Origin of the sequence: Nostoc sp. LEGE 06077, assembly GCF_015207705.1 — a bacterium.
In the GTDB taxonomy this organism is placed as follows: Bacteria; Cyanobacteriota; Cyanobacteriia; order Cyanobacteriales; family Nostocaceae; genus Nostoc_B.
Genome location: NZ_JADEWI010000024.1, coordinates 1 through 12427, shown reverse-complemented (window position 1 = coordinate 12427; position 12427 = coordinate 1). Strand labels below are relative to the sequence as shown.

Here is a 12427-nt window from a genome sequence, read left to right as displayed (position 1 = left end):
TTTGCCAGCAGAGCCAATCCCAAATCTCCCATCTCTCATCTAAAATTTACTGACTACTAACACTCCCATCATACCGTTCACAATGGGGTAGTGTGTAACTGATGCAAAACCAGCTTGCAGGGCTAGTTCTTTTTGTTCGTCTCCTCTAGGGAAACGATCTAAGCTGGGGCTGATATAAGCATACTGTTCTTTTAAGCCCAAATTTTCAGCCATTGGTACAACTATAGAATCCAAGTACCATTGTTGAAAAGCGCGTAATTGCTGGTTATTTGGGCGATGAAAGTCTAAAATTGCCGCCTTAGTACCTGGTTTTAACACACGGTGAATCTCTCTCAGGCTTTGGAGAATATCCGTTACATTTCTTAACCCATAACCCATTGTTGCCGCATCAAATTGGTTATCCTCAAAAGGTAAATTGAGGACATCAGCTTCTATCCAAGTTACGGCAGGTTGAGGGTATTGTTGTTGAGAGCGTTCTTGAGCAGTTGCGAGTAGCTTAGGTGAAAAATCCACACCATACACCTGTCCTTTGTTACCGACACGCCGTGCCAAACGCAACGCTAAATCACCACTCCCACAACACAAATCAATACAAGTATCTCCGGGTTTAGCACCACTCCATTTAATCGCCATTTCCTTCCATATCCGGTGTTGTCCCAGACTCAACCAATTATTTAGCTCGTCATAGACTGGAGCAATACTGTCGAAAATGGCGCGAATTTCATTAGTCATTGGTGAATAGTCAAAAGTCTATGGTCAATAGTCAAGAGTCAACATAACCTCACTCTGGACTATGGACTCTTGACTAAATTTGGCCTTGATAGCAACGACTGCTAGTAAGAGCGATCGCTACTAATTGAGCTGATAAATTAATCAGGTTCAGTTCATCTTCTCGCAAAGAGCAAGGTTGTTGCCATTGGAGTGACAACACACCTAACATACCATTGCGGTAGGTAATTGGGATAACTAAATGTGCTTGGACACCTGTATCTTGATAGTGATTTAAACCAGTGAGTTTAGGTTCTTTAGCTACATTTAAAGCTGTTTGGACTTTTCCTGTAGCGATCGCTTCAGTCACTAAGGGGTCTTGATCTAGCCAATTGACAGTAGTACCAACACGGCTATAAGAACCTTGTACATTAGCTAATTCATTTCCTTCTACCAGCTGCAAAATACAGCCTTCAGCAGTGAAACTATCACTAAAAGCTGTAGCTATTGGTTCGAGAATTGACTCTAAAGTATCTGCGGCTTGGGTGACTTGGACTAACACAGACAATAACGCCATTTGAGCATTAGCGCGACGTAATTCTTCTGTACGTTGCTTCAACAAGTCATAGGTTTCTGCGGCTCTTTGGACAACCGCCTTCAGTTCTCCTGGATCCCAAGGCTTGGTGATATATTTGTAGACTTGTCCAGCATTAATCGCTTCTACCAAGTCTTCAATATCAGTAAATCCGGTGAGGATAATCCTGACTGTATCGGGAAACTGCGGCACAGTTTTGCTCAAAAACTCTGTGCCTTTCATTTCTGGCATTCGCTGATCGGAGATAATAACTGCTACTTCTCCTTCTGTTGCCAAAACTTCTAAAGCATTTATGCCGCTATCAGCCTTTAAAACATGAAAGTCGCGCCGAAAAGTCCGATAAAGTAAATCGAGATTATCTGGCTCATCATCTACTACCAATATTTTGAGTTTTTTTGCTCTTTCTAAAGTTGCTGTTTGCCGACGACTTGTATTTATTTCAAGCGTGGGATTATCCATGAGATAATTCCTGTAAATAATTCACTATAGTGTTATATTCCACACCAAGCTTAGTTGATATATGGTGCGTAAGCCTTGCGTGAAGGTACTGATCAGTTCCAATGGAGAACTTGTGTGTACTATTGATAACCTATAATTTTGTTTGACGGTAGAGTGATGGATAGTTCACTGTTAAAGATTAGAATAAGACTTGCCGATCAGGTATCGGTAGTTTTCTCTAGCTCAAGCGCCACTCCAGATTATGACAGACTTACCACCCAACGCCCAAAACCCTGACACCACTAGCAACGACAATGCCCAGGAGTTATTGCGTAAGCTGAGGCAAAAGCAAGGTAATTGGGTGGAATGGGGAATTGCGATCGCCACTTTGCAAAAGTCTGGTCATAATCCTCAAGAAATTTTTGAAGCAACTGGATTTGAGCCAATACAACAAAATCAGGTCATGGTAGGCGCTCAAGTTTACAATTCTATAGAAAAAGTTGGGGCATCAGAAGCCGCGCGATCGCACTACTCTACACGAGGTAGTGATGTTTTGTATGAATTACGCTTGCTTAACCACGAAGAACGAGCAGCGGCGGCGGAACTGACTTTTATTCACAAAGTTGATGTAGATGGGGCGAGAGAAATAGCCAAAGCAATTAAAGATTACTCTTGGTTACGTAATTTACCAGACGGGTTTTCAGATCATGTCGGGGATGCAATTGCTTACCAAGCCTGGAAATTAGCCCGGCAAAATTCCGATTTAGCCGAGCGATCGCGGTTGATAGCTAGAGGATTGCGTTTTGCTCACACCGACTCAGCGAGGAAGCAACTAGAACAACTGCTGGTCGATTTTACGGTTATCCCCAAGCGCCCGGCTCCCCTATTGCCGTTTTACCGCTTTGACTCAGAAGATGAACTCCCACGTATCCTACCTGTTGTGGGTAAATTTCCCTTAACACCACAAGATTTACAGGCTGTACCTTGGATTACAGCTAGTGAACCATTTCAAATAGTCAAGTTTGCCGGGGAACAAGCTTGGGTTCCCTTACCGGGTTGGCAAGTGCTTTTAAATGCAGAAGATCCAGTAGTAGTTTTGGCAAATAGCGATCGCCTTCCCAATCAACCGAAAAACAGGCAAGAAGAAATATTAATAGTTATTGATCGCGCTCAAAGAGAATGGGACGCTTCTAGCTATTTTGTAGTTGATCAGAATGGGGAATTAGATATTCAATGGTTAGAAACTGAACCAGAGATTTCCATCCTAGGAAAAGTAATTGTCATGGTACGCCCGAAGCGAATTTTTGATGAAGAAGTTAACAAAGAACCTTGGCTAATTGACGAATAAAGCACCGCGCAGGCGCAGAGAACACATATAAAACCTCTGTTTACCTCTGCGCTAACCTCCGCGTATCTTTGCGTTTTCAATCATTTTTTCTCACATCGATAAAGTTGATAGGGAATTCCGATCCGATAATGATGTTTAGGGTCTATATGACAAACAGTTTGCCCAGATAAAATTACCTGCTGTTGATAATCGCGTCGCCGCAAACCAGGGGCGACTATCCATAAATTTAGTTTAGATGTATCAGTAATAGATAATTGCGAAAGTTTCTGCCAAAAAGGAATCACACTAGAGTTTTGATTAATAAAGGCAAAATTATCTAATGTATCTGCATTTCTCAAAGGTTCTAAAGCTAAAGCAAAACTTAATCCTAGAGCCACATCTTGATAACTGCCGTAGCCTGTAACTAACATGAGTGGAGTAGATGGCTCTAAATTCATATTATAAGCAACTTTTTCTGGTTGAAAAGGCTTTTGAAAAGCTAGATTATTAACAACACAAATACAACTAATAAAGCTAATAATTAAAAAGATAGGGATTGATTTTTGATTCTTGAAAGTAGAATTAATCCCTACTGCTAAAAGAGCGCAAAAGCTAGGGTAATAAACAAAGTTATATCTGGGAACAACAGTAATATCTTTACCGAAGAAATAAATAATAATTAAAAATTCTAAAATGACGAAAAGAGTAAAAGTCAAAAGTATATTTGTTGCTATATTGGTTTTCTTATCTAATAACAAACCTCGTAATCCGGGAAATACTTTATTTGCTAACCATATAAAAAATCCTATCATCATCAATACACTAATAATTGCTACTGGTAAAGGCTGATTTTCTACAGGTAGAGAAATTGTCATTAACACCCAGTTAATCAAAGTTTGATACAAGGGGGAAATGTAGTTAGGAGTTGGTAACCAATTTGTTTCAGTACGCTGAATATGATTGAATATTCCTAGTAGCCAAGGAACGAAACTGATGAAAACAGTAGCAGTAGAAATAAATAGAAATAACCAGACTTTTTTTATGATTGCAAATTCTAGTTGATATTGATAAATCAGCAAGATTAAAGTAGCAATTTCGGCAATGAACGCTAGAGCAAAAAAATAGTGAACATAAAAACCAATACTATTAACTATTGTCCACAATAGCCAAACCCAAAACCGAAAACGCGATCGCCTAAATATATCTTGTTGAATTTGCATCAATCCTAATAACGATAAAGTGATGAGGAACATTGGTGCAGTATAGTGTCGTGATTCTTGGGAAAGGTATACAGCAAAAGGTGAAGTCGCCATCACCAAGGCTGCGACAATTCCCGATGACTTGGAAAAAGCAAGGCGATTTAGCCAATACATCGCCGGGATGGTAGCGACACCGAATAAAGCCGGAAGCGATCGCAATTTTGTCACCCAATCGGTTCCTAAAGGAGTCATCCAACTTAGCCATCCATACATCGCACAAAAAAATAAAGGTGGATGGGTAGACTGTGTATCAACATTAGTGGCGATTTGCGAACAACTGACACCAGGATTAAAAGTAAAAATTTCCTGTACCCGTTCTAGAGGAAATAACACATCCAAAGGCAAATCATGATAATTTTTGCCTAAACTAAAGATGGAAGTAATTACTTCATCCATCCATAAAGGTTTTAGATCTAAATGCCAAAAGCGCAAAATTGCACCAAGGGCGATCGCACCAACTAAACCAATATAATGTAGAGAAACTCTGCTATTTATCATTATTGGGCTATGAAAAATTTTCACTGTTATTGTTATTAGTCATTTGTCCTTTGTTATTGATCACGAATGATTTAGGACTACTATATTGGATTGCTTTATGTCAGATACAAACTTTACTGTGACTGTACCTTTAGAATCTACCCAAAGGGAATTATCCCATTCATCGCCTGTTTTATCTTTGCGTGAAAAAATATTAGCAATTCGCAACGGCTTGCGCCAAGGACAACAACAAATGGCCGATTGGGAATCGGGGCCATTAGCGGTTTCTGCCGTTCCGGGGGCGGGGAAATCTACGGGTATGGCGGCGGCGGCGGCGATCGCGATCGCCCGTCAGTATGAACGTTTGGCGCAATCACGTTCCTACGTTCACCGTCAATTAGTAGTTGTTACCTTTACTCGTTCGGCAGCTGCTAATATTAAAGCGAAAATTCGTAAATATCTCCGTGACGATTTATCATTACCCCAAACAGGTTTTGCTGTCTATACATTACATGGCTTGGCGTTAAATATAGCCAGTCGTTACCCTAATTTATCGGGGTTAGAGTTAGAAAATCTGACATTAATTACTCCTAGCCAAAGCCATCGCTTAATTCGCACAGCTGTAGAACAATGGATTAATAACAATCCTGAAAAATACTTCCGTTTACTGGAAGGACAACAATTCGATGGTGAAGAAACCGAAAGATTGCGTCGTCAATCTGTACTGCGAACAGAAGTTTTACCAGATTTAGCAACCACAGTTATTCACGAAGCCAAAAGTTCTGGTCTATCGCCAGAACAATTACAAAATTGGAGTCAACAAACTTCAGATGAATACGAAATTTTAAGCATAGCGGCAGGATTATACGAACAATATCAGAACTTAATGCGATCGCGTGATTTCATCGACTACGATGACATGATTCTCGCCGCCCTGCGCGTATTAGAAAACGACAGCGCCCGCCGCATCGAACAAAACCAAGTTTTTGCCGTTTTTGAAGACGAAGCCCAAGATTCCAGCCCCCTTCAGACAAAACTTTTAGAAATTTTAGCTTCTGATTCAGCGGAGAGAGGAGGGGAAGATGAGGACAATATATCACTCCCCACTCAGCACTCAGCACTCAACCCTCCCCACTCCCCACTCAGCACTCAGCACTCAGCACTCAGCACTCAGCACTCAGCACTTAATCTCGTCAGAGTTGGTGATCCTAATCAAGCAATTAACTCCACCTTCACACCAGCCGACCCAATTTATTTTCGGCAATTTTGTGAGGAGTGCGATCGCGGTGAAAAATTGGCGACCATGAATCAAGCAGGACGCAGTACAAGAATTATTATTGCGGCTGCTAACTTTGCACTGGAATGGGTGAATAGCTTTTATGGCGCGAAAAATCGCAATTCGCCACATATCACCACTTCCTCTCCCTTCCGTTCCCAGACAATTTACCCCGTTAGCAGTAATGACCCACAAAAAAATGCTAACCCAGCACCAGAAGGGCGAGGACTGGAACTATATACCCCCCGCGATATTCATCACACAGTCGAACTGCTGGCGAAAAGAGTAGTAGAGTTATTCACGCCAGACCCCAGTAATACCCGCGCGGCGGTGTTAGTGAGGGAAAATCGCCAAGGTCGATGGTTAGCAGAAATGTTAGCACCTGTATGTAAAGAGCATAAAATTACACTTTACGATGTGGGCGAACGCGATCGCCGTTCTCATGTACCCCAAGAAATTTTAGGATTACTGCAATTTTGCGATCGTCCCCACTCTCCTGATTATCTCAAAGCAGCCTTAGAAGTATTAGTACAAAGACAATTAATTCCCACCCAAGACCTCAACGCCCTAGCTAGTTTACCGGAAGAGTTTTTATATCCTGGCCCCTTAGCTGCACCCCAAGCAGAACCAGTTGAAAAAGCTGCTCACCTTTGTCGTAGCTTACTCCGCGCCCGGATGGAACTACCGCTTTACCAATTGATATCCTTTCTCGCTTTGGCGTTGAATTACGACCAAGCAGAATTAGCCACTGCTGACAAACTTGCAGAACGAGTCAATCAGCAGATAGCTGGTGGTAGTTCAATGAGTGCAATGCTGGCGACTTTAAGCGAAATTGTCAGTTCAGAACGGTTTGAGCCTGTGGAAACCGAGGATTTAGAAGCACACTATACCCGTCCTAATCAACTGACTATTATTACCATGCACAAAGCCAAAGGGTTAGATTGGGACTACGTTTTCATTCCTTTTCTGCATGAAAACTTGATTCCTGGTAGATTTTGGGTTCCACCTCAAAGCCAGTTTTTAGGAGACTTCACCTTATCAGAAGTCGCCCGCGCCCAAATTCGCGCCGCCCTTCATGGAGAATCGGGTATACCTGATGTCAGCCAAGCTTGGGAACAAGCCAAACACTTAAAAACTGCGGAAGAATATCGTTTACTTTATGTGGCGATGACACGCGCCAAGCGTTTGTTATGGATGTCTGCGGCGCAAAAAGCACCATTCACTTGGAGTAAACCAGATAATTTACAAGAACAAGCGCCTTGTCCTGTGTTTCCAGCGTTAAAGCGCCAGTTTCCTGAATCAGTTGAAGTTTGATTTCTTTAAAATTTAATAAGTCAAAATATTTGTATGGATAAAATAGAACTGAATAAAAAACTAAATAATGGAGAACAATGGGGTTTTAGAAAAGATACAAATGACCATAAATATTTGGGCTGGATTTTAATTAATAAGCTTCCAAAACTCTCATTCACGCCTAAAAGGGAAGATTACTTAGAGGAATACTTATATTTAATCAAAGTTAGAGAAGCAGAAAAAAGAGAAAAAACACCATATCATGTAATTATTAAAGAGTTACGGCGGGATGTTCACGAAAGTGGAAAATATGAAACAGGAGATGATATTAGGCAAAAAGATAACTATTACTTTTCTTGTATAGATGATGTAGAAAAGTTTATGCAAGAATTAGGATACAGCTTTGACAATATTAAACATCGAGGTGAAATAGATGCACCTTAATATTTTAGCTACAAATGTAGGTTTGTTGGAAGAAGCGAAACTAAAATTACCCACATACGTAGGTTGGGTTTCGCTATCGCTACACCCAACCTACGTATGTGGGTAATTTCTATTAATAACTGATGATTAAATCTTGCTTTATGTTATGTCTAATATAGAAGAATCAAATATTGAAAAGATTGTTTTAGAGCTTTTAGAGTTCTTCGTCTGTATTCCCGGAAAAAAGCCCCAGTTAACAGACAAATTTAATTCACTATTTGATGGTTGACGGAGATGATTTTATTGATTTTGTTCTAGAAATTCAAAAAATATTGAAAATTAAAATTCCAGTTCATGAATGGAGCAAAGTGTTTACTGTTCAAGATGTTGTTAATTTAAGCAAGCAATTTTACAAGTTACAAAACACATCCTACAGTAATTCCTGATATATTGTAGTGAATTTTATCTGAGAAAAGAAAGCGCATCGGAAGATTACCAAGCAACATCAGCAACAATCAATCTGTGTCATCCGTCAACTCACCTAGAATAGCTACGCAAAAGTCCAACCTTTCGATGTTTGACTTTTGAAAATAGTATTTTTACTTACGCAGGTATGACGGTATGAAATCAAATATAAAGTCGTCTCATATCATGAAAAGCGTCAATCAGTTTCCCAGAGGTGTTGCTTTGACTCTGGCTTTAACCAGCTTGCTATCTTTTGGACAGGGATTTGCAGGTAATTATTTGGCGGAAGCTGCGCCGCTTGGAGAGTCGGTACAACTTTCGCAACGCTTACCTGACCATTTTCGGAATCGTACCAATCGCTTACCAAGGGGAATTGCTAACATCATAATTAGCGATGCGGCTCGGCGTGCTAGAGTATCAACTGGTCAGGTGAGAATTACTCAAGCTACTCGCAAAACTTTTGGGAATCCCTGCATATTTAATTTTGGGGAAGTTTGTACTAGGGAATATAACCCAATTCAAGGATGGGAAGTAATTGTCAGCGTTGAGGGACAGTCTTGGATTTACCACACCAATGAGTCTGGTTCTCAAATTGTTTTAGATCCGCAAATTAACGACTCAGGTTCAGACAATAGCTATCAGCTACCGAGAGCGATCGCAAATAATATCTTACGAGATGCTTCCCGTCGTTCTGGTGTCAGCACTAGCAATTTAAGAATTACCCAAGCGACACGCAAAACCTTTGGTAATGCTTGTGAGTTTAACTTTGGCGAAGTTTGTACACAACAATATGATCCTATTGAGGGTTGGGAAGTAATAGTCAGAGTTGAAAGACAGTCTTGGACTTATCACAGCAATGAATCTGGTTCCCAAATCGTTTTAGATCCGAATACTAACGATTCAGGTTCCGAAAACAGTGGACAATTACCACGCGCGATCGCAAATAATATTTTACGAGATGCTTCCCGTCGTTCTAGTGTCAGCACCAGCAATTTAAGAATTACCCAAGCTACTCGTAAAACTTTTAGTAATCCTTGTGTATTTAACTTTGGCGAAGTTTGCACCAGAGAATACAACCCCGTTCAAGGTTGGGAAGTAATTGTCCAGGTTGAAAGACAGTCTTGGACTTATCACAGCAATGAATCTGGTTCCCAAATTGTTTTAGATCCGAATATTAACGATTCAGGTTCCGAAAACAGTGGACAATTACCAAGAACGATCGCCGATAGAATTTTAAGAGATGCTTCCCGTCGTTCGGGAGAAGATGAGAGTGATTTAAGAATTGCTCAAGCCGAACGCAAAACCTTTGGTAATTCTTGTGAGTTCAACTTTGGCGAAGTTTGTACCAGGGAATATAACCCAATTGAAGGTTGGGAAGTGATTGTCAGAGTGCGTCGTCAGACTTGGACTTACCACGTTGATGAATCTGGTTCTCGTATCGTTTTAGACCCAGACATTGCACGCTAGACTGGTTTCTCTGTGCGCTCATCAGGACTTAAGCATAGAGGTTGTGATTGAGAGTGGGTGTAAAGTAAGATTCTGGAACATTTACACCCCTGACTAGATAAACTTTCTGATGGCTTTATTTAGCGGATCTTGGCATTTGAGCAATTTTAATAGTATATAATGATGGATTGTGTCGAATCGTCAAATTTAGAGCCAGACAATGCCTAAACTAAAAACCCGTAAAGCAGCAGCGAAACGGTTCCGCGCTACTGGTAGCGGTAAAATCGTCCGTCGCAAAGCTTTCAAAAATCACTTGTTAGAACACAAAACCACTAACAAAAAGCGTAAATTCTCCAAAATGGCGATCGTCAATGAGCGCGATGAAGAAAACGTGCGCTTGATGCTGCCTTATTTGTAATGTAAATCTTTTAGGAATTAAAACATGACACGGGTAAAACGCGGTAACGTAGCTCGTAAACGCCGCAATAAAATTCTCAAGTTAGCTAAAGGTTTTCGCGGTTCCCACTCAACGCTGTTTAGAACTGCTAACCAGCAAGTAATGAAAGCACTCCGCAGTGCTTACCGCGATCGCAAAAAACGCAAACGCGATTTTCGCCGTCTGTGGATCACTCGGATCAATGCTGCTGCTAGACAACATGGTTTAAGCTACAGTCAGTTGATTGGCAACCTGAAGAAAGCTGATATCCAACTCAATCGCAAAATGTTGGCACAATTAGCAGTCTTAGATCCTAACAGCTTCAGCAAAGTGGCTGAATTGGCAATCCAAGCTAAGAAATAACGGTGATAACGGATGAATAACCTTTGAAGGATGAAGTGTAAAGTATGAAGGCTGAAACTTACCCCAAAGATAAATCAAGGGGTTGGCAAAAATTTGGCTCGTTGCTGAAAAAATTCATGACGCAACAAGTTGGGTTTTCATCCTTTATCCTTTATCCTTTATCCTTGATTCGGTTATATCGGGTGTTATTCACCGCCATTTTTGGGATTTTCTGCTGCTTATTTTTACTCACAGGATTACCTGCATCTGCCGCAGAAATGCCAGAAATTCAGCGGCGGGGCTATTTTACAATTGCAGTCAAAGATAATTTACCTCCCTTGGGGTTTAGAGATGGTAATGGTAATCTCCAAGGCTTAGAAATTGATTTGGCGCAACGTTTAGCCACCGATTTACTAGGCAAAGCCGAGGCTGTAAAATTCCAACCCGTAGCGAACCGCGATCGCTTATCTGTAGTATTCAATCACAAAGTTGATTTTGCTATTGCCAGAGTCACTGCTACTGAGTCACGCTCTCGATTAGTAAGTTTCAGTGTGCCTTATTATTTGGATGGAACTTACTTGATGACGAAAGATGCTTCTGTAAAAGAGCTTCAGGATTTAGCCAAGCATAAAATAGCCGTACTCAACCACTCAAATACAATTGCCCAAGTCCGTTATTATGTCCCCAATGCGGAGTTAGTGGGAGTAACTTCCTACGATGAAGCGCAAGAACAACTAGAAAGCAACGCAGTCACAGCCTTTGCAGCCGATGCTAGTATCCTCAGTGGTTGGATAAAACAATATCCGCAATATCGACTGCTACCAACTAAGCTATCAACGGAACCCTTATCTGTAGTTATGTCCAAGGGCTTGCAATACGACGAACTGCGACGTAAGGTAAATGAAGCGATCGCTCGTTACATTGCAGAAGGTTGGCTGAAGCAACGCGCTCAATATTGGGGATTGCCTTAAGAAAGCAAAGTGCAAAAGGTAAAAGTTAAAAGAGTTATTGTACTTTTGCCTTTTAACTTTTAACTTTTAACTTCTCTACGGTTGATAATAGATAGAGAAAGTAGTTTTAATATGTGTCTTGACAGGCGATGGATAATAATCTAGCTGTTGTTTACCTCTCAATTGTGGTTGGAATTCTCACCTTTGCTGTTGTGAGTGTTCTCCGCCAAATTCTCAAAACTCGGAAGTTGGAAAGCGCATTTTCAAAACTGCGTAAAAAATTGGAGAAAGAAAAAGGTACAACTCAGGAATATTACGAGTTAGCTTGTATCTATTCGGAAAAAAAATTGTATAGTCAGGCGATCGGACTATTTCAAAAAGCTCTCAAAGCCGCTGAAGAAGAAGGTGAAGAAGCAATTGCGCCTATTTATAATGGGCTGGGATATACTTACTTTGCTCAAGAACAATATGATTTAGCGATTCGCCAATACAAAGAAGCTCTGAAAAATAAACCAGATTATGTGGTGGCATTAAATAACATTGGTCATGCCTATGAGCGCAAGAAATTAAATACTCAGGCGCTACAAAGTTACGAAGAAGCACTTAAATTGGCTCCTAATAATTCCACTGCTAAACGCCGTGCTGCATCTTTACGCCGTTTGGTTTCTGCATAATTAATAACTGTGTAATTTTGCACAAAAAACTGAAAAGCCAGGCTTCTTAAAGAAGACTGGCTTCTTGTATTATTTGGGTTGAATTAATACCAATTCACGAAAAGCCTGATACAAATAAAGCATCAAGAATAAAATCCCAACCTGTGATAGAAGCAACAACTGATGTGTTTAATTGTTCCAATCGCTTCCAGATAAATTCTCTTAATTCATCTAAACTTGAGAAGCTTTCCCAAGTTAGATGCCTTTTAACTTCTTCCCACAATCTTTCTATTGGATTAACTTGAGGTGTATGTGGAGGTTGAAATAACAAAACTATGT

11 protein-coding genes and 1 pseudogene are annotated in these 12427 nt (G+C 40.6%); 8 read left to right on the top strand and 4 right to left on the bottom strand.

The window, feature by feature from the left end; genetic code table 11:
- Positions 1–39 precede the first annotated feature (39 nt).
- Positions 40–732, bottom strand: a complete 693-nt coding sequence (ubiE, locus tag IQ244_RS16425; protein WP_193895910.1) for a bifunctional demethylmenaquinone methyltransferase/2-methoxy-6-polyprenyl-1,4-benzoquinol methylase UbiE — start codon at positions 730–732, stop codon at positions 40–42.
- A gap of 73 nt (positions 733–805) precedes the next feature.
- Positions 806–1762, bottom strand: coding sequence for a response regulator (locus tag IQ244_RS16420; RefSeq protein ID WP_193895907.1), 957 nt, complete (start codon positions 1760–1762; stop codon positions 806–808).
- A gap of 241 nt (positions 1763–2003) precedes the next feature.
- Here IQ244_RS16420 and IQ244_RS16415 point away from each other — a divergent pair, with 241 nt between their 5' ends.
- Positions 2004–3089, top strand: a complete 1086-nt coding sequence (locus IQ244_RS16415; RefSeq protein WP_193895905.1) for a RuBisCO accumulation factor 1 — start codon at positions 2004–2006, stop codon at positions 3087–3089.
- Between the two features lie 80 nt (positions 3090–3169).
- Here the strand turns inward: IQ244_RS16415 and IQ244_RS16410 are convergent, their stop codons facing one another.
- Positions 3170–4825: a glycosyltransferase family 39 protein gene (locus tag IQ244_RS16410; RefSeq protein ID WP_193895903.1), complete on the bottom strand. Its 1656-nt coding sequence runs from the start codon at positions 4823–4825 to the stop codon at positions 3170–3172.
- A 97-nt stretch (positions 4826–4922) separates the two neighbouring features.
- Between IQ244_RS16410 and IQ244_RS16405 the strand changes: the two genes are divergently transcribed.
- From IQ244_RS16405 to IQ244_RS16375, 7 genes are all read left to right on the top strand, one after another.
- The gene (locus IQ244_RS16405) at positions 4923–7394 is read left to right on the top strand and encodes an ATP-dependent helicase (RefSeq protein ID WP_193895901.1); all 2472 of its coding nucleotides are present in this window, start codon (positions 4923–4925) and stop codon (positions 7392–7394) included.
- 33 nt (positions 7395–7427) lie between these two features.
- Positions 7428–7817: a hypothetical protein gene (locus IQ244_RS16400; RefSeq protein ID WP_193895899.1), complete on the top strand. Its 390-nt coding sequence runs from the start codon at positions 7428–7430 to the stop codon at positions 7815–7817.
- Positions 7818–8417: 600 nt separating this feature from the next.
- A complete protein-coding gene (locus IQ244_RS16395) occupies positions 8418–9728 on the top strand; it encodes a hypothetical protein (protein ID WP_193895897.1) in 1311 nt (436 codons plus the stop codon).
- 199 nt (positions 9729–9927) lie between these two features.
- The gene (gene rpmI / locus IQ244_RS16390) at positions 9928–10125 is read left to right on the top strand and encodes a 50S ribosomal protein L35 (protein WP_062289269.1); all 198 of its coding nucleotides are present in this window, start codon (positions 9928–9930) and stop codon (positions 10123–10125) included.
- Between the two features lie 24 nt (positions 10126–10149).
- Positions 10150–10506 carry a 50S ribosomal protein L20 gene (gene rplT, locus IQ244_RS16385; protein ID WP_193895895.1) on the top strand — a complete coding sequence of 119 codons (357 nt, stop codon included), beginning with the start codon at positions 10150–10152 and terminating at the stop codon, positions 10504–10506.
- Between the two features lie 44 nt (positions 10507–10550).
- Positions 10551–11456: a transporter substrate-binding domain-containing protein gene (locus tag IQ244_RS16380; protein ID WP_228058955.1), complete on the top strand. Its 906-nt coding sequence runs from the start codon at positions 10551–10553 to the stop codon at positions 11454–11456.
- A 128-nt stretch (positions 11457–11584) separates the two neighbouring features.
- Positions 11585–12109, top strand: coding sequence for a tetratricopeptide repeat protein (locus tag IQ244_RS16375; protein WP_193895893.1), 525 nt, complete (start codon positions 11585–11587; stop codon positions 12107–12109).
- 94 nt (positions 12110–12203) lie between these two features.
- Here IQ244_RS16375 and IQ244_RS16370 read toward each other — a convergent pair.
- Positions 12204–12427 (bottom strand): annotated as a pseudogene (locus tag IQ244_RS16370) (IS630 family transposase); the annotation flags it as partial.